Below are 18122 nucleotides of genomic sequence, written 5' to 3'. Positions count from 1 at the left end.
AAAATAGTTCTTTCCTTCCATACAACCTTATTGCACGTAAAATGTACCGAACAACTGCTCCATCACATCCGTCAGCTTCACATTCCATTGCAGGAATACCTGATCCGCTTCCGGTTTGAGAACTGGAGCAGTGCCATAATACGCCGGATCAAGAATGACATCGTAACCGTCAGCTTCAATTACATTGCTCTGTGCAAGCAGCGCCAAATAGGCCTTCATGGCACTAATCAGTGCCTGACGACCCTCTTCGGTATTGTTTACTTTACCGATATACGTATCTTCCGCAGAGCGTTGCAGATCCGTGTTAATGGCGTCCAACACACGAATGGATCGGATTTTTTTCCAGGCATTATTCTGTCCAGCGGCCGGGGTTACCAGTGTGTTTACACCGCGAAGTGCTTTCACCTGACGTCCATCATGGAAGAAAATAAATACGCCATTCTGTACCGCCTGCTCCTGTTCCGTCCGCGTCCAGCGGCGTGTCACATCATCGAACGGAGTAGCTGCATAGGTTGTAGACTGGTTCAGACGTTGTCCGGCGATCAGTCCTGCAACATAAGCAGACGTTTCTGCCGAGCTATAGAATGCATCTCCAAGGCGAACGCCTGTACCAACGTTAATCACACCTTCATGGTTGAGCGCAAGCGAACGTGCTGCTGCTTTTTGTACTGCTGTAGCGGAGGTATCATCCGCTGCGGAACCGCCAAATACAGCCATCACTGGCTTGCCTTCACCACGCACACGTTTCACCCATGCCGCAAAGCTCGCAAGCAGAGGTGCATCAGCCGCCTGATCCAAAGCCAAGACGTCGAATTGCTCTCCTTCCAACGCACCCTGCACAGCAATGTATTCCGCATTGGTTAGGTCATCATTGCCACTTACGCCGCCTTTGAATGCCGCACCCGCAACAGTAGCTACCACACCCGCACCATCACCAATCGCCTGCGCCGTCACCCAGACATTTCGTTCATCCGAATTAATCTCTTTTGCCAGAGAAGCTGCTGTGATATCCGCAGTCAGGAGCGCATACAACATCCGGTTACCTTCAAAGAGGCGCACTTCATGTTTCGTATTATCAATTACACCTGGCTGGATGGTGACGTAGAATCCATTCGCACGATCCCCAGGATACTTCGCATCCAGTTGCAGCACATTGGCATCACTGCTGTCCTTCAAGGTGAGCGTAGCTGTTTTGGCAGCAGCATTTGCTACCCGATAAGCGAGCAACTTCTTCGGCCCGCCCAACAGGGCAAGCTTCAAGGACGTATAAGCTGTACCGTTGTCCAGCGCATTCGCCGCATAGATACGTTCAATCGCCGCTTCGCTCCCCACTTCAACAAAAGTCCCTACAGGGCCCCAGTTGGCCTTAACCGGCACAACAACCGTTCCTCGCGTACCCGCTTGAATGGCCGAGGATGCTGCCGCCTGAAAATTCATATATAAGCCCGGAAGGACCGGACGATTCGTTTGCTCCCAAGTTCCACCTGCCATTATGCCTTCACCTTCGCTTTCATAAATTGGTTAATTCGTTCTTGTGTTTCTTCAATGGAAAACGTCTCTTGCGCCGCTTCGTACAGCGCACCGTACAGCACCTCTGCCTTAACGGCAAAGAGGGCTTCTGCATGATTCATCAGTTCGGCCCGTGTATACCGCGGGGCTGTCTTTTTACTTTTTTTTACTGAGCTTGCCATTGCCATCTCACCTCATTTGTTGGACTGCTAATTTCGTTAACATTGATCTTTAAGCGTAACCTATGAATTTTCGACCCTATGAACCTATGAATTTGAAGCTATAATATTGAAGCTAAACCAATCTACTCAAAGCTATAATCTGGAACCACCTTTAATAGAAGGTTCCTCTCGACTAACGTTTACTCCATACCTTTGCTATGGTAAATCTCACGGATCAAAGGTACATTCGTACCCGGACGACGAATCCGCTGTTGTAGTGTCAGACGAATCTGACCATTCAGATACGCATCTGCCTGTAAATCTGCCGTGACCTCATCCACCGTCACATACCGTGTGTTACTTTGGTGCTCTTCGCCACCCGTTTCAGTTACGGCAAGACGAGCTTGGACCGCAAGTTGCTCTACCAACCGAGTAACGGTATGCCGGGTTAGCACCGAATGATCGGTGAGCACATGCCCAATCCACTGTTGTCGAACCTCCAATGCGGAAGTGCCCGCCACAGACGTGCTGCATCCGGCCAATCGCCATAACACAGACGGCGTATAGTATCCACCAGGCCAGGCATCACCATATACCGACCAGTTCGAGCCAAGTTCCTGCTGTGTCCAGCCTTGAAGCGCAGCTAACCACGCATCCTCTGATTCAACGAGAGCAGCTCCCGAGTCTTCGGGAACATACACTCCGAACCGCAGACTGCGCGTAAACATTCCAGACCCTGCATCCACCCGGTCACTATCTGAAGAACCCAGATAGATACAAGTGAAGGACTCACCTGCTTCATCCACTAGCCTTACTTGATGCAATCCTTCTATTAGTTCAGCGGACCAAGCTTCCACTTGTTCAGCGCCACCATCTTCCGGGCGAGCATACGGTGAGATTTTAATAATCCTTCGATATCCCGCCCAGGCAGACTTCGGCACTTCTTCGGCAAACGCAACCACGGCACAAGGCCCAGCCAACACTTCGCCTGAAGCAGGTACATCCAGCACACGATCATCCCAATCTGGAACAAGTACCGCGAGCTTCTGTTTTAGCGTTTTTTTTATGAGCGTACTCATTTTACCGGTGCTCATGATCGTGCTAATCTCATTGTTCATAGACACATTCATTTCGCCCCCTTTGGCTGCAAGTTTGAGATCTGCCCACACCGTGCAGCGACAATGCAGCAGCAGTAGACTCCCCCTTTGAACTCAGAGTCTGTATTCCGATCGAACCAGTACCGGGACTAATTCACCGCATCAAAAAGACCGGCCACCTGGCCGGTCTGTACATTAGCGTATGTGCTTTCGGTGCGTCCCTTGTTATTGATCCGATAATACAATCTTACACTCTTTCATCCCTAGCGCGGATGGTGTTCCGTACGACTTCGGTGCGATAAAGGGGGTCGTTCGGGTGGAAAAAAGACGACATAACGCGTTCTACTATTTCAAACCTTAGTTCAAAGTAACCTTCGGGTTCAACGTAATCTCAAATGCACGGCCCCAGATGAAATCGGGATTCGCATATTCCAGCAGTGCACTGCCATACGTGGCATAGGACAATTCGTCATTACAGATCTGCTTAATCGCCACATTGCCTGTATGGAAGGCTGTCTTATTCGCAAGCGCCGTGGTATACGTCTGCATCAGATCACGGAGCAATGTTTGCAGATGGGCATAGTCTTCCTCTGAGTTGAACAGCAGCATATTTTGATCCGAAAGGGTAGCCACATTGGTATACAACGCGTGAGCTCGGGAATACGTGCGAATCTCTGCAATCGCTACCGCTTTATAGTAATAATCCTTCAGGAAACGTTTAAACAACAAGGAGCCGTGTGCATTCATTGCATCTCGCAATTTATGCTCATGCTTCTCTGTGGTGATCAACGCGTACCTAGACTGCCCCATACCTACGGCAATACCGATCTTGTTGCCCGGTGTATTCCAAGCACTGTATCCCAACACCCGTCCGGTATATGGACTGCTCAGCAACGCTTCAGCAACATCAACATTCGCTGGACCTTTTCCCACAAAATCAATTAACACCGAAGGCAGGCCTTGCTCCCCATTCAGCGTCAACTGCTCCAACGCAGCCTGCACCTGATCCAGAGCGGTAATCGCAATAATCTCGATGTCGACGGCTGTGTTCTCTCCGGAAACTCCCGGGTGACCCTTGGTCATACGATCCAGTTCGGAAGCCATATCAAATGGAACAACTTGCTCGACTGATACAGCCACCAGCTGTTCATTATCCACACTAGTCATCGGATCCGTCACCACCTCCGGTTCAGGATATGCCGAATCCGCCACAAACACACCGCCCACAATATCCACGTGACGAACCACATTCTCGTGTACGTCCATGTATTCATATGTGTTAATGATCGTATTGCCGTGAGGACCAAAATATTTCACGGCGTAACGTGTCTTCGCCCCGCCTCGGAACAACTGGTTAGCCATGCGAGCAACCAAAGCGTGCCCCAGACCATCCGCATCCGGCAAGATGATGGCACGATCCGGATTTTGTCCATTGGTTCCACTGAGCCATTCATTGATTCGTGCTTCTACATAGTTGATTTCATTAATCTGAACACCCTGCGTGTTGGCATCGTCGACACCCACGGCGAGGAAATCGATATAACCTGAGCGAGCCAGCTGATCCAAAATGTACAGATTTGTTTTGAATTTATGCTGTCTTGTATTGTAATACTGTTCTTTATCAAAATAGGTCGTTGTCCCATATTCCACTCCATCCGGGGACAGGTTATAACCTTGAATAATATCTTCAAATTCGGTGTATGTCTGACGCGGCTGCTGCATCAACGCACGGGACTCATTATATGCATCTAGTGCCAAACCATCTGCAAAAGAGGTTGTAGCCAGACGCATGATGGTATCCATTACGAACACAGGTTTACGTGGATATTTTTGCTTAATCACGCGGATTACATCCAGCAAACGAGTGGTTTCTCCATCGTATTCAGGATAGGTGCCTCCCCCATCTTCACGAAGCTGACGACTGCCAATCAGACCGCCATAGGCGAGCATATCGGATGAGATAATGAATCCGTCGACCTTGGCAGCATGTTTCAGAATAAAGTCGTGAATCTTGGATGGTTTTCCATAAACCGGCGTGGAGGTACCGAGCAGCGTTGTGCCATCTACGGTTTTCTCCGAGTCCAGACGATTCTTAATATCACTCAGGTTCGGTGTAACGATATGGATACCGGCTGCTTTCCCTTGCACAATCACATCATCCAGATTCGCTGGACGATCATCCAGTGGAACATACAATACTGTTTTCATATCACGTAGCCTCCTGTTATCTGTTTAGTCTTATTACCCGATCAGGGCAAGGGAACAATCACCGAATTAAAAAACCGGCCCCATGGCCGGTCTGTACTTTAGCGTATGAGCTGTCAGTGTTGTCTGCCTTGCTGCTGATCCGATAATACCATTTTACCGCCTTTGCCCACTCGTGCAGATGGTAATCGGGATGAATTACGCCTGAATGTGGTCGTCTCTATGGCGGTTAGAAGCCGATTTATTGTGAGGAATTCCTATCGATAACCCAACCAAACCCATCCTGTTGATGTTTATATGACGTAAGCAGTTTTCAAATTCTACGAACAATAAAGGATGAATATGACCATGAAGAAAAGGTATTTCTTCTATCTTTGGATTGCTGTCACCAGTTATATGGCGGGCCCCGCTATGTATGCGTTGGCGATGTACATCTTATATCAGGAAACAGATGTTATAACAACATCTCTCATTGGATGGACCACGGCAACATTCTTATCCGTTGGTATCCTGTTTATCCTGATTACAGTCATCGTGCTACGAGTGTTCAACATCTATTATTTCTGGCTGCAAACCCTGCTCTTCGAGTTGTTTTTCCTTGTCCTCGTCTATATGACCACTGTTCTTCTTGGGGCTGGCAACAGGGGGCTGCCCAAGCTGTCCTTTCTATTTACGCCAGAAGGCATCTCCTTATGGATGTTCTGGGGGAGTATTGCACTTATGAGTTCTTGGGGAATATGGGCGGCGCGTCGGCCCGTACGAAAATCACCATACATGCTGGTGTCCAGAGTCATGCTGATCCTTTTTATCCTTGAAATTTGGCCCCGTTAAAAAGGTTCAGGATACCCACGATTCGGTAGACCAGAATAATGCCAAAAAGGGGTGTCCTCCGTCAAACTCATGACTGACGGACACCCCTTCTGAAATGTATGTTTTATCTCACGCGATGATATAACGAAAGTTCTCCCATGTTTCCGGTACGGGCTCCCCATTCTTGGCATGATGATAGAAGCTGAACGGGAATTTGAATACATGACCTCCGTACCAGTCACGGGAACGTCTATCGGTGAGCCAATATTCCAGTTCATGTGGCAACGCCACCGACCGTTCCGCTCGTGCTAGTGGCAGTAGATCTACAGGTGATTGTAATGTCGGCATCGCCTGTTCAATATCCACATCTCGGCTTAATCGTAATGCCTTCACCATGGTAAGGAATGGCGGGATGCCTTTGTGGAATAATGCCGGATAACCCAGCTCATATAATATGTTAAGCGCATGTCCATAGGTCAGCATATGACCAATCAGGTCATGATGCGCTTCCGCGTGATAGATGGTCTGGAACGCACCAAGCTCATCCAGAATCAGGCGTGACAACTGAACTGGATCTTCGATCTCGGGGAAACCATCACTTTTCTCTGGCTTCAGACTGCGAATTTCTTTCATCGTTGTGTTCATCCAGGATCTCCCCGGAATGGTTCGATCGAATGAATCGATCAGTTCAACCAGACGACCAATCTCCTCCGCAGTGCCCCATCCATCCAGTTCACGAATGGCTTTCAGACTGATTGCCCCGTAGATGGCCTGGTGTCCAACCCAGTGCAGCTCTCCAATGGTTCGATCCAATGCGTCCGTAATACACGCTTCGGCATCTTCCCTGGGCATCATCTCACCTATTGGAGAGGTCTGACCAGGGCTGATTCCATGCTGGCGAAGCATGGCTTTTGCTTCGGCGGTAACACTGCCGGCGGCAAGGGCAGTGAGACGATTTTCCCGCACCCAAAAATATGCCGCAATCGCACCCGCCCCATAATGGGCGTGCCACAGATCTCCTGTACGCTCCCGACTGGAAACGATAATTGATAGTCCTTCTTCCAACAAACGTCGATCCAAGCTTGCCACCACCCTTCATCATCTGTATTACGAAGTAGCTTTCTTCTGTCCTCTCTGTTATCGTGTAAATGTAGTTCAACTTATCTATTCTGGTTAATAAATAGAGCGCTTACTTCTATAACATGATGGAATTGCTCCACATATGCCCGTTTTGCCCCGGAATGCAAAGTTTAGCCTATTCGAAGCTTGCCCACGTCACGGATGGATACTTCCAGTGGATAGATCTGTGCTTTTTGCGTAGAGAAAAACCACGTCCGCTCCTTCTTCACCACAATAAATAAACCATGTACATCTCCTACAGGAGCAAAAGTCTCACTTATCTCACCCCAGCGAGTAAATCCGATCTGCTGAAGCTCATTCACCGTAGACAGAACATCATCCGACACCAATCCAACCTCACATACCTTTACGATGTCTTTCGCAGAGAAGTTATGATCCCTCCCGTTCTGAATACGATGATGAGCAATCAGCTCGATAATATTACCTGCCGGATCTTCGAAATAGAAAGAATGAGAGTTCCAATTCGTAGAGTACGTCTCATCCCGCTCCCCTTCCTTGCTTAAAACAACACGGGATGCGGCCCACTGCTTCGCTTGCTTGAACCGATTCGTCGGAATCATCCAGGCCACATGATAGAAGGGCTCATGATCCGTCTCACACTGTTTGAATATCATCCTAGTCGATCCAACCTGAAGGTGGAAGGCCTGATCCGTCTCGTTGGACACCTCCATGCCTAACGTAACACTATAAAAATGCTTGAGCTCCTCCAGCCGAGTTGTGTATAACTGTAATTCTTCGATGATCATACGCTTCGCCCCTGCATCTTCTCCCACTCACTCCATGGCACCATGCCAAGTTCAGGCTTCGCTTCATCCGGGAGCATGGCTATGAATTCAAGTGAATGACCATCCGGGTCGGTAAAATATACAGATACCGCAGGCATCCAGCCAAAGACGTACAGTTCACCGATATCATCATCCAGGAAGTTGCGTGTCTTGATCCCTTTATTCTCCAAGTGGGCCACCGCATGTTTCATATCCTCGAGAGATACTTGAAAAGCAAAGTGCTGACGCTGCACCTTGGAAGGTTCCTTTTGCCACAATCCCAGCATGGCATTACCTTTTCCACCTATCCAGTAGAAGGAGTTTCCGCGTTCTTTCTGCCCATAGGCATGAAGTAAACCCAAGACCGTTTCATAGAAATGATGGGATCTCTCCAGATCCGTCACGTTTAGATGTGTTTCAAATATGCCTGTAATCATGATGCTCAACCTCTTTTCCATTTTCGCCTTTTCTTCATTCTTTCTTAACTCGTGGATGCATTCCGCGCATTCGTTAACGTCTGGGCCAGATTCAAAAACGATCCAATAACCCGCTGCACCCGGTCCTCTATATCCTGACTGCCTTCGTATTCTTCATATCCGTCAAATGTCGCTTCGAATCGTCTGCGCTGTGCACCCCCAATGGAGATCCACTCTTGTGCATTAATGCCATGCAGATTGCGAACAATCGCTTGCAGTTGTAAAAGCGAACTTACCCCCACTGCTCCGCCGGAGGAGCTAATGGACAAGACGGGTTTGCCGCTGAAATGAGCCTGACTCAGGTGATCCAGTGCATTTTTGAGCACACCGCTAATACTGCCGTGATACTCCGGTGTAGACAGGATGATTGCGTCCGCAGCGAGCATTCGCGTGTTCAGGTCTGCCAGATGTTCGTGATCCGCTTGTTTCTCATCTGGTGCGTAGAATGGGAGCGGTGACTTATACAGATCAAACAGGCTAGCCTGATGTCCTTGACCCCGAATAATCTCCACCGCATACTCTCCCAGACGTGTACTGGTTGCATTATTCCGATTGCTGCCTGCCAAAATAACAATATTCATTCATGTCACTCTCCTTGGTTTTTGGATTCAAACGCTAACGTTCCTTCAACCGATCCGTCTTTGACTATCCTTATCTTACCTTTTTTCCGCATTCAATTCGTCAGCAGATAGACTTAACTTGAATACCAAAAAAACTCAACCTTTAGGTTGAGTTTATACGACTTAAGTATGAAGATATGTCGGAAATGGTCAGACGACCCAGCCATTTCTTAACGCATGAAGAGCCGCTTGTGTCCGATCCGCCAACCCCAGTTTGTCGAGCAGATGACTGACATGGGTTTTGACCGTTTTTTCGGTAATGACCAATTGAACCGCAATTTCCTTGTTGCTCAGCCCTTGAGCAATCAATCCCAAGACCTCTTGTTCACGGCGAGTGAGCATATCCGGACCGCCAGGAGATGTTTGCGTTGTTTTCTCCACCTGCTTCAGCTCTGGATGTAGAGTGTCCGCCGACTGATCTGTCGGTATTTGCTTTGATAACTGTTCGCTCATCGACCCATCGGATGAAGCCATCACATGCATCAATTGACCTGCTGCCGCAGGATGTAATTCCACCTGACCCGCATGCACATTACGAATGGCCACAGCCAAGTCCTCTGGTTCAATATCCTTGAGCAGATATCCTTTCACCCCAGCGCGCACAGCAGGAACCACATGATCCTGATCGGAAAACGAGGTGAGCACAATGATTCGGGTTGTTGGCATTAGTGTACGCAGCCGTCTAGCTGTTTCGATTCCGTCCATGACCGGCATATGCAGATCCATTAATACCACGTCGGGTTTTAACGCTTCCGCCTGCGTCAGAGCTTCTTGTCCGTTCGATGCTTCACCAACAACCTCCATGTCTTGCTGTGTGCTCAAAAAAACGTGCAGTCCTCGTCTCACCATCGCATGATCATCTGCGAGCAAAATCGTAATCGGCATCTCTTCTCCCCCCTGACTTTATACGGATTCGAACGGAATCGGAATGACTGCCGTTACTGTTGTTCCCTTGCGGGAAGAACTAACTATCTCCAACCTGCCCCCAAGCGATTCGGCCCGTTCCTTCATAATGGACAGGCCAAGTGAATTTCCAGACGATGTCTTTGGCCTTTGCGCACCGCCTATTCCGTGATCTGCAACGGTGAACACCACTTCATGCTCACTTAACTTGAGGCTGACCTCAGCAGAAGGAACATCCGCGTGTTTCCGTATATTATTCAGCGCTTCCTGCCCAATTCGCCATAATGCTTCTTCGATATTACGCGGTAAAGACCGCATTCCCGTCCGATTCATCACCACTTGAAGACCTTGGCTGGTACCATATTCCTGTAACGCATGGAGTAGCCCTGCTTCCAGTCCTGCGGGACGTAGCTGCATAATTAATGCGCGCATTTCCTTAAGAGCCTCCTGAGACAAAGTCCGAATATCCTTCATCGCTTCCGCTGCCGGGTGCGCCTGTTCGGATGCTGTCAACATACTTTCCGCACCTTTAGCAGTTAACGATAGTGAAAATAGAATCTGATTAACCGAATCATGAAGATCACGTGCCAACCGGTTTCTCTCTTCCAGTCGTGCCAGTTCTCGGCGATTCTCCGCCAGCTTCAGACTCTCCCATGCAGCCGCAATATGCTCAGCCAATGCTTCCAGCACTTCAAGGTCTGCCTGTACAGGACCTGCTGTTCCTATTCCGATCACCAGAACTCCCGTTTCCCCTGGCGTATGATACGGGAGGGAAACAGCCATTCCCGAGGCAATGGAATTCATCGTCTGGTCAGGCTCGCATAGACTAAGTATCTCAGCCGCCTCTATTGCAGACAGAGATGTGGCACGGTGGCTATGGATTACCCGGTTCATGTGGTTTGCCGCTTCCGAGGATACCAGCGCACTGGATAATGTTCGAACCTTATCGTCTGCATACACCGCCTGCAAAACGAACATTCCGTTTTTCTGCTGAATGATTGCGGCAAAAGGCCAGTCATAATGCTGTCCAAGCAGCTGTACAACTTTTACAGAAAAGGCATCCGAATTGCTGCATTCGTTCACCGCAAGGCCCAAGGCCGTGCTAAACTCCCCTAGCTTGGCATACAGATCAGCTCGCTGCTGCTCCGCACGATACAATCTCATCCGATCCATCGCACTACCGATTTGGTACGCGACGCCCTGTAACAGTGCCAGTTCACTATCGCTAAAATGTTCCTTGGCTGGCGCAGCCACGTTGAGCAAGCCCAGCATTTTATCACCTGACCGCAGCGGAACGGTCGCATGGTGGGTAATATCATGGGTATCTCCCCATTGGAATTCCACGGCATCCTCCAACCGTTTACAGTTAATGATGTTGACCGCATGATTCAGACGACCGTCCCTGAAGCGGTTCACACACCAGCAAGTACCCGTTCGCATGGGCTCTTTATCTTTACGCAGTAATGCCGGGGGCAGATTGTAGTCCGAAACACAGGCATAGTCTCCACGTTCATTAATCAGAAACATCCAGCCTGCTGTTAATCCGGTCAACTCCAGTAATTTGCCGACCACGGTATCCAGCATGAGGTTCAGATCATTGGACGTATTGAGCGTTTCTGCGATTGTCTTCAGCGTGACCATTTCCTGCATTCCGACTTCTTCCGACATGACAGTCTTCTCTCCTTTGGCTAATGCCAACTGTGGTTTGTTCAACTATTGTAACCAATCCACCTTGGATATTAAAGGATCAACTTCTTCAATCGATAACTTAGCCCAGCTTCTGCCGCTCCTTGCGGGACACAGACAACGGTTCCATATTAATTAGTCCTCGATCTGACAGAGCCAGCGCCATTTTGTAGAAAGCACGCGTACGAATCTTCGTATACGTGTCCTTGCTGACAGGCGGATCAAACACATGGTTATACACTTTATAATCAAACACATCATCGTCTTTCAGATATCGTTCGCATACGAGAACACGTTCCTTTTCACTCAGGCGGGACACCACAAAATCAATCGTATCGCAGTATGCCTGACGCGCTCGCTGCACATCCACATTATAGATCGCCGTTCGTGCCGTGGAATCCCCCGTCGCATTGGTTGCACCGTGGAAACGCTCCGCATAACTTGCCGTCACCATAACCTCTCGTTCTTCAAATGCAATCGTTTTATAGATTCGATATTTCTCCAGCGCAGCTTCAACAGCCGTTTGCGTTTTGCGTCGGTCCAATTCGGGCAGCATCAATTCCATATTTATCTTCCTCCTTTAACATTAGGTATAGAATGAAAGTCTAGTAGCTTCGCATATTCACTCTTATGACAGAATAACCTTCCGATCGCTGTTATCCCCGGATTTCTTTGATTATATTTTCAAAAGTGGAAATCCAGTGATAAAGGCGAACACTTCGCTTCTCCAGCTTTTTTCTGCCCTCTTCGTTCTTGCGTACCTTAAAATTCATTCTATAAAAGTTAAACCCTCATGCTCTCATCTTTATTAGAGTTATCCAGATCTCTGAAATAATAACGACATTTTTTCAATTTCCCGCTGTTGCCTTTTGGAATCACTCCAAATCAGTATAATCCGGGGAATTCCCTTCTTCAAAGGGTGGTTTCTTAAACTCCAACCTGTGTCAATGTTACATTTTGTTCGTATGGTGTTCGTATTTCTATTTGAGGATACCACTTTCTGGAGATCGGAGTAAACCTTCATTTTGGTTCATTTTGACGATAAAATAAAACCTTCGCTCTCATTTCCTATGCCTTTTGGCATAATTGTTTCATATCCCTTTACCTAATGGTATATATACGTTATAGTACTGTTTAATTAATGAACTTCCGTATAAGTCATTTGATTTTTAATATTAAGAAGATGCCTTTGAAATATGTGTTAATGCACTTACCAAGAGCCAACGTAGTGGAGGAGACGGAATCGATTCTGAAGAAGCAAAACGTTCGCCTTTAGCAACGGATTTCACCATTTAGGAAAGGGATACAGGAAATCCGGGGATAACAGCGATCAAAAGAACGATCCGAATCCGGAACGGCGCACCCGCAGAGTTTTAGGGTTGTCGCATTCACCTTTCTTCTTAATATTAATTTCAAGCACTTGTACGAATCGAAGGAGTTGGCATAATTGTGGAGCACGCTTTTGGTCCTTATATGAAACAACTGCGCGAGCAACAGGGATACAGCATCAATCAGCTCGCCGAAGCAGCCGGAATAAGCAACTCACAGATTTCACGTATTGAAAATGGGGTCCGGGGTGTGCCGAAACCAGCAACTATCCGCAAGATTTCAGATGCACTCTCGGTGCCTTATACAGAGATGATGAAACAGGCTGGTTATATCGAACCAGGGAGTGCCACCGAACTTCAGGAAGTACCGGAATGGGCTACATACAAAGACCGTCGTGATTTCAAAAAGATGCTGGAGGACGATGATGATCTGATGTTTGACGGCATTCCACTCGATGAAGATGACAAGAAACGAATTAAGGATGTACTGACAGGTCTGTTCTGGGAAGCCAAACAGATGAACAAACGCAAAAAGACAGACGAATCGGACAATCGCCCATGAGGCACGACGAACTGAATTTAATGAAGCAGCAGGTGAGATCATATGGATGATATCGTAACAAAGCTGATTCGAAAACACCGGACCAACTGCCCTTTCAGCATTGCCCGCGCGGTTGGAATACAGATTCGTTTCACCAATTTGGGGAAATCCACCAAGGGGCTGTACTTCCGCAAGCTCCGGCGCAGGTTTATCGTCATACACAATGATTTGCCGCCGGAATGGCAACGGTTCGTGTGCGCCCATGAGCTTGGCCATGACCGGCTTCATAAAGGGATTAATCGATTCTTTCTGGAGGAACATTCCTATTTTGCTCCAGGCAAGCTGGAAAGACAGGCTAACCGTTTTGCCATTCAGTTACTAACCTCCGGGGTAATGCCTGAACCGGATGAATCTTTGGAGAAATTTTGTTTACGTACCGGACTGCCGCGTGAAGTGCAGCATTTTTTTTACACCATTTAAGAACATACGTTCTTTGCGGAGATTATTTTTACCAGTACCAATTTAAACATGTCACTTTCAGGTTACTTATTTTTACGTGATTCGCGAGATTTCCTAATAATAGTCTGTTAAAATACTATTTGAGCTATGTAAACGCTCTAGTAGATTATTATTTGGGGAGGTATCGGATTCATATGAAAATCTGGAAGAATTACGTTTCACTTCTGCTAACGGTCTGTTTGCTGTTTGGCAGTGTAGGTATTGCCGCGGCTGCAACGGACACCACTCCGGGCACAGGCAAACACATTACCATTCTACATACGAATGATACGCATGCCCGTGCAGTTGAATCTTCACCTGCCATGGGTTTTGCCAAAGTAGCTGGAATCGCTGACAAATATCGCAGTGAAAACCCGAACACACTCCTACTGGATGCCGGAGATGCTGTACATGGTACAACTTTTGCCACTCTCGTAAATGGTGAAAGCATCGTAAAAGTCATGAATGAAATGGGATACCAGGCCATCGTACCGGGTAACCACGAATTCAACTATGGTTCGGATCGCCTGATTGAACTGGCAGACATGATGAACTTCCCCATGCTGAGTGCCAACGTGAAGAAAAAAGACGGAACACGACTCTTTGATCCTTACCTCATCAAAGAGGTGGATGGCGTGAAGATCGGTATCATCGCTTTGACTACACCGGAAACGTTGTACAAAACGAATCCGAAAAACGTAGAAGGTCTTGATATTACAGATCCATCTGCGGAAGCCAAAGTTCTGGTAAACGAAATTCGCAGCAAAGTAGATGTTGTTGTTGTCTTGGGACACCTTGGACAAGACGCATCCAGCACGGATACTAGTTTCAAAGTCGTTAAAGAAGTTCCTGGCATCGATGTATTCATTGATGGTCACAGCCACACTGTACTGCAAGATGGTCTTGTATCCGATAATGGAACATTGATTGCAAGTGCAGGGGAATACACCAATTATGTGGGTGTCATCGATCTGTGGGTAGACGGTGGTAAAGTAACGAAGAAACAAGCAACTCTAATTGATGAAACGGAAGCAAAAGACATCAAACCGAATGAGAAAGTTGCAACTCTCGTAAACTCCATTCAAAAAGAACAAGAACCGATTTTGAAAGAAGAAGTAGCCAATACAGCTATACTGCTGGATGGTAAACGTGAACAAGTACGTGCAGGTGAAACTAACCTGGGTGACCTGCTTGCAGATGCCATTCGTGATGTCAGCAATGCCGATATCGCACTGACTAACGGTGGGGGTATCCGTGCTTCCATTGAGCAAGGTGTCGTAACCAAAGGTGATATCATCACCGTGCTTCCTTTTGGTAATCAAGTGGTAACTCTTGAAGTGAAGGGGTCCGATATCCTGGCAGCCCTTGAAGTCGGCGTAGCCTCCTATCCGGAACCAAGCGGTGGATTCCCGCAAGTATCTGGAATCAAGTTCAAAATTGACGCTTCCGCTGCTGAAGGTAGCCGTGTACATTCCGTGACTGTTGGTGATAAAGCCCTTGATCCGGAAGCCACATACACGCTGGCAACCAATGATTTCACAGCTGTTGGTGGTGACGAATACACCATGTTTGCCAAATACCCAACAACAGGTATGTATGGCGCGCTGGACGAAGCATTGATCAATTACATGCAGAAGCTTGGCGCAGTTAACATCAAAACAGATGGTCGGATCAGTGAAGCGAAAAAACCTGCAGTAGAGCCGGAAACTCCGGCAACAGAAACACCAGCTCCAACCAAGCCACAACCAGAAACACCAAAACCGGAAAAACCGGTTAAACCAACACCAAGCAAACCAGCTCCAGCCAAACTGCATGTTGTGAAATCTGGAGATTCCCTGTACTCTATCTCCAAACAATACGGCACAACTTGGCAGGCATTGCAAAAGCTGAACAATATCAAAAATCCACACTGGATTTATCCAGGTCAACAATTGAAATTGCCTGCAGCTTCTTAAGCTCAGCAAAGTGCGTATAGGCGTGACCGCTGATATGGTTCAATTACATCACGAATCTATCTTGCCATAACAAAAAGGGAGTCCCTCAAGCCAGATTACTGGTTAAGGGACTCCCTTTTTTTCTATTCCATTTTTTAATATCTGTTGTTAAACATCCACCCATATCAGTTATGTTGAACATTTCCCGTGGACATATCCTGCTGATCTTGACAATCATTTGAAGTAAAAATAAATCCCTGCATGGACTTTACGGACCAAGTTTATCACGTGCCTTCGATACCGAACTATATAAAAATTCTCCAAAATTACTGTATTCATGCGGTTATTGTACATTTGATTTCGACATCTCTGTCTTCTCAAAATTGCATACTTGCACATCAATCCGCCCTGAGCATGATGATCTCGAATTCCTTAATCATAAAACCATTTGTATACTGAATACAACGATCCCCATTTAGTTATTTCGTCTGATACAACAACTACAATCTCGCCTATTTATATGTCTATAGCCCTCTTTTTCATACTCGAATTGGAATTTTGGCAATCAAAATGATCGACCGCATGATATTCGGTACTACTATATGAACTTATATCATTAGCCAAATAGATCTAGGAAGTGAGCTGTTCCTTCACATAACACACGGCTTCCTGGGCCGTTAACGAGATTCGCTTCGATTCACCTGATGCTGCAAGGGCGTGTGATCCCAGTTCAACCTGTCCTTCTGCTGCTCCTCGGCCAATCACGATCTGTACAGGCAATCCGATTAGCTCCGCATCCTTGAATTTCACACCTGGTCGTTCATCCCGGTCATCGACTAATACAGTGAAACCACCCTCGACCAATTGTTGTTCCAGTTCCAGCGTGAGTTGACGCTGCTGCTCATCCTTCCAGCTTACCGGAATCAGATGCACATCATATGGCGCCACAGTCGCAGGCCAACGTATGCCTTCATCTCCTGCATACTGTTCAGCTATCGCAGCCATCAGACGGGATACGCCAATGCCGTAACACCCCATGACTGGCGCACACTGGCGACCATTACGATCCAGGAATGAAGCACCCATGGCATCACTATATTTCGTTCCCAATTTGAAGATGTGTCCAACCTCAATGCCTTTGGTAAAACCAAGTGGTGAGCCACATGTTGGGCAAGCATCCCCTTCAGCAGCAAAACGGATTCGTTCTACTCGCTCCAATGCAAAATCAATGCCTGGGCGTACACCGGAAATATGCATATCCACTTCATTGGCTCCTGTGATTGCACTCTTCATCACTGCCACGTCAGCGTCCACCACCATCGGCAGATTCAGTCCAATCGGCCCCAGAAAACCGACCTTCAGACTCGGATGTGCTGCAATGGCTGCATCGTCTGCAAGGATCAGTTCCTCTGCACCCAACAACTGCTTTAATGCGATATCATTCAGTTCATGATCTCCACGTACAAGGGCAGCAACGAGCCGACCGTCTGCCAGATAAAGCAGTGTTTTGATCATATGATTAGCAGCTTCGCCCACAAAGGCGCTTAACTCTGTAATCGTACGAACGCCAGGTGTCGAGATGCGTACTACGTTTTCCGCTCCTGAATGTTCATCCGCTTGAAGAGCGGAGTCTGCACTGGCAGCGTCGACTGGAACTTCCAAGCTTCCTTCTTTTTTCTCCGTATCTTCTAAAGTCTGATAATCAGCTTTCTCCAGATTTGCGGCATATCCACAATGTTTGCAGGTGACAATCGTGTCCTCACCCACATCAGCAAGAGCCATGAACTCGTGTGTCTCCCCCTGACCGCCAATCGTTCCTGCGTCCGCCTCGACACGGATATAGTCCAGACCACAACGTTCCAAAATGCGACTGTAAGCTGTATTCATCGCCTGATAGGTACGATCAAGTTCTTCCCAATCGGAAGCAAAGGAGTACGCATCTTTCATGATAAATTCACGACCGCGCAGCAATCCAAATCGAGGACGGCGTTCATCCCGGAACTTGGTTCCGATCTGGTACAGCGTGAATGGCAGCTTACGATACGAGTTCACCTCATCCCGCGCTAACGCAGTTACCACTTCTTCATGTGTTGGTCCAAGAGCAAACTCCCTTGCATGACGATCCTTTAGACGCATTAATTCAGGACCATACTGGGTGTACCTTCCGGACTCTTCCCACAGTTCGGCTGGCTGCATAATCGGCAGTAATACTTCCTGACAACCGGCACGATCCATCTCTTCTCGAACGATCCGTTCAACGTTCAACAATATACGGCGTCCAAGAGGCAGGTAACTGTAGATTCCTGCTGCCAGTTGGCGAATCATACCGGAGCGCAGTAACCAGCGATGTCCTGCCGCATCTGCCTCCGCTGGCGCTTCACGTAATGTTGGAACAAACATTTCACTTTGACGCATCTGGACCACTCCCAATCTTCTTTTTTATTATCAAA

General features: G+C 47.7%; 16 protein-coding genes. 4 read left to right on the top strand and 12 right to left on the bottom strand.

The window, feature by feature from the left end; all coding sequences use genetic code 11:
- Window positions 1-27: 27 nt before the first annotated feature.
- The 4 genes from NLBNIHML_RS23635 to NLBNIHML_RS23620 form a co-directional block, all read right to left on the bottom strand.
- Window positions 28-1491 carry a phage tail sheath subtilisin-like domain-containing protein gene (locus tag NLBNIHML_RS23635; RefSeq protein WP_494352910.1) on the bottom strand — a complete coding sequence of 488 codons (1464 nt, stop codon included), beginning with the start codon at window positions 1489-1491 and terminating at the stop codon, window positions 28-30.
- Window positions 1491-1691, bottom strand: coding sequence for a YqzN/YkzM domain-containing protein (locus tag NLBNIHML_RS23630; protein WP_494352909.1), 201 nt, complete (start codon window positions 1689-1691; stop codon window positions 1491-1493). Before NLBNIHML_RS23630 ends, NLBNIHML_RS23635 begins: the two co-directional genes overlap by 1 nt.
- Window positions 1692-1870: 179 nt before the next feature.
- Window positions 1871-2794: a hypothetical protein gene (locus tag NLBNIHML_RS23625; protein ID WP_494352908.1), complete on the bottom strand. Its 924-nt coding sequence runs from the start codon at window positions 2792-2794 to the stop codon at window positions 1871-1873.
- 330 nt (window positions 2795-3124) lie between these two features.
- Complete coding sequence (locus tag NLBNIHML_RS23620; RefSeq protein ID WP_494352907.1) at window positions 3125-4975, bottom strand: DUF4127 family protein; 1851 nt, start codon at window positions 4973-4975, stop codon at window positions 3125-3127.
- A gap of 345 nt (window positions 4976-5320) precedes the next feature.
- Here NLBNIHML_RS23620 and NLBNIHML_RS23615 point away from each other — a divergent pair, with 345 nt between their 5' ends.
- Window positions 5321-5803, top strand: coding sequence for a hypothetical protein (locus tag NLBNIHML_RS23615; protein WP_494352906.1), 483 nt, complete (start codon window positions 5321-5323; stop codon window positions 5801-5803).
- 108 nt (window positions 5804-5911) lie between these two features.
- Here NLBNIHML_RS23615 and NLBNIHML_RS23610 read toward each other — a convergent pair whose 3' ends face one another.
- The 7 genes from NLBNIHML_RS23610 to NLBNIHML_RS23580 all read right to left on the bottom strand — a co-directional run bounded on the left by NLBNIHML_RS23610 (window position 5912) and on the right by NLBNIHML_RS23580 (window position 11936).
- Window positions 5912-6871 (bottom strand): hypothetical protein, encoded by a 960-nt coding sequence (locus NLBNIHML_RS23610; protein WP_494352905.1) that lies wholly within the window; start codon window positions 6869-6871, stop codon window positions 5912-5914.
- 161 nt (window positions 6872-7032) lie between these two features.
- Window positions 7033-7668 (bottom strand): VOC family protein, encoded by a 636-nt coding sequence (locus NLBNIHML_RS23605; RefSeq protein WP_494352904.1) that lies wholly within the window; start codon window positions 7666-7668, stop codon window positions 7033-7035.
- A complete protein-coding gene (locus tag NLBNIHML_RS23600; protein WP_494352903.1) occupies window positions 7665-8123 on the bottom strand; it encodes a VOC family protein in 459 nt (152 codons plus the stop codon). The genes NLBNIHML_RS23605 and NLBNIHML_RS23600 overlap by 4 nt, the downstream gene beginning before the upstream one ends.
- 44 nt (window positions 8124-8167) lie before the next feature.
- Complete coding sequence (locus tag NLBNIHML_RS23595) at window positions 8168-8743, bottom strand: NADPH-dependent FMN reductase (protein WP_339240215.1); 576 nt, start codon at window positions 8741-8743, stop codon at window positions 8168-8170.
- A gap of 189 nt (window positions 8744-8932) precedes the next feature.
- On the bottom strand, window positions 8933-9667 hold the full coding sequence (locus tag NLBNIHML_RS23590; protein WP_339259355.1) for a response regulator: 735 nt from the start codon (window positions 9665-9667) through the stop codon (window positions 8933-8935).
- 18 nt (window positions 9668-9685) lie between these two features.
- Entirely contained in the window at window positions 9686-11398 is a 1713-nt protein-coding gene (locus NLBNIHML_RS23585; RefSeq protein ID WP_494352902.1) for a GAF domain-containing sensor histidine kinase, read from the bottom strand.
- Between the two features lie 55 nt (window positions 11399-11453).
- Window positions 11454-11936: an ArpU family phage packaging/lysis transcriptional regulator gene (locus tag NLBNIHML_RS23580; RefSeq protein WP_494352901.1), complete on the bottom strand. Its 483-nt coding sequence runs from the start codon at window positions 11934-11936 to the stop codon at window positions 11454-11456.
- An 881-nt stretch (window positions 11937-12817) separates the two neighbouring features.
- On the opposite strand from NLBNIHML_RS23580, the gene NLBNIHML_RS23575 reads away from it, so the two are divergent.
- The 3 genes from NLBNIHML_RS23575 (at window position 12818) to NLBNIHML_RS23565 (ending at window position 15693) form a co-directional block, all read left to right on the top strand.
- On the top strand, window positions 12818-13261 hold the full coding sequence (locus tag NLBNIHML_RS23575) for a helix-turn-helix domain-containing protein (RefSeq protein ID WP_339240212.1): 444 nt from the start codon (window positions 12818-12820) through the stop codon (window positions 13259-13261).
- 42 nt (window positions 13262-13303) lie between these two features.
- The gene (locus NLBNIHML_RS23570) at window positions 13304-13720 is read left to right on the top strand and encodes an ImmA/IrrE family metallo-endopeptidase (protein ID WP_339240211.1); all 417 of its coding nucleotides are present in this window, start codon (window positions 13304-13306) and stop codon (window positions 13718-13720) included.
- Between the two features lie 173 nt (window positions 13721-13893).
- Entirely contained in the window at window positions 13894-15693 is a 1800-nt protein-coding gene (locus tag NLBNIHML_RS23565) for a 5'-nucleotidase C-terminal domain-containing protein (protein WP_339259351.1), read from the top strand.
- Between the two features lie 609 nt (window positions 15694-16302).
- Here NLBNIHML_RS23565 and NLBNIHML_RS23560 read toward each other — a convergent pair.
- A complete protein-coding gene (locus NLBNIHML_RS23560) occupies window positions 16303-18087 on the bottom strand; it encodes a proline--tRNA ligase (RefSeq protein WP_472474030.1) in 1785 nt (594 codons plus the stop codon).
- Window positions 18088-18122: the final 35 nt, after the last annotated feature.

This window comes from Paenibacillus sp. JNU01, from assembly GCF_059130585.1.
The sequence above is the reverse complement of the archived record's forward strand: the minus strand, read 5'-3'. Positions and strand labels throughout refer to the sequence as shown.

Bases quoted from the DNA above. Each gene is read 5' to 3' on its own strand.
- NLBNIHML_RS23635 (WP_494352910.1), bottom strand. From the start codon at position 1,491: ATGGCAGGTGGAACTTGGGAGCAAACGAATCGTCCGGTCCTTCCGGGC.
- NLBNIHML_RS23630 (WP_494352909.1), bottom strand. From the start codon at position 1,691: ATGGCAAGCTCAGTAAAAAAAAGTAAAAAGACAGCCCCGCGGTATACA.
- NLBNIHML_RS23620 (WP_494352907.1), bottom strand. From the start codon at position 4,975: ATGAAAACAGTATTGTATGTTCCACTGGATGATCGTCCAGCGAATCTG.
- NLBNIHML_RS23615 (WP_494352906.1), top strand. From the start codon at position 5,321: ATGAAGAAAAGGTATTTCTTCTATCTTTGGATTGCTGTCACCAGTTAT.
- NLBNIHML_RS23605 (WP_494352904.1), bottom strand. From the start codon at position 7,668: ATGATCATCGAAGAATTACAGTTATACACAACTCGGCTGGAGGAGCTC.
- NLBNIHML_RS23600 (WP_494352903.1), bottom strand. From the start codon at position 8,123: ATGATTACAGGCATATTTGAAACACATCTAAACGTGACGGATCTGGAG.
- NLBNIHML_RS23595 (WP_339240215.1), bottom strand. From the start codon at position 8,743: ATGAATATTGTTATTTTGGCAGGCAGCAATCGGAATAATGCAACCAGT.
- NLBNIHML_RS23590 (WP_339259355.1), bottom strand. From the start codon at position 9,667: ATGCCGATTACGATTTTGCTCGCAGATGATCATGCGATGGTGAGACGA.
- NLBNIHML_RS23580 (WP_494352901.1), bottom strand. From the start codon at position 11,936: ATGGAATTGATGCTGCCCGAATTGGACCGACGCAAAACGCAAACGGCT.
- NLBNIHML_RS23570 (WP_339240211.1), top strand. From the start codon at position 13,304: ATGGATGATATCGTAACAAAGCTGATTCGAAAACACCGGACCAACTGC.
- NLBNIHML_RS23565 (WP_339259351.1), top strand. From the start codon at position 13,894: ATGAAAATCTGGAAGAATTACGTTTCACTTCTGCTAACGGTCTGTTTG.
- NLBNIHML_RS23560 (WP_472474030.1), bottom strand. From the start codon at position 18,087: ATGCGTCAAAGTGAAATGTTTGTTCCAACATTACGTGAAGCGCCAGCG.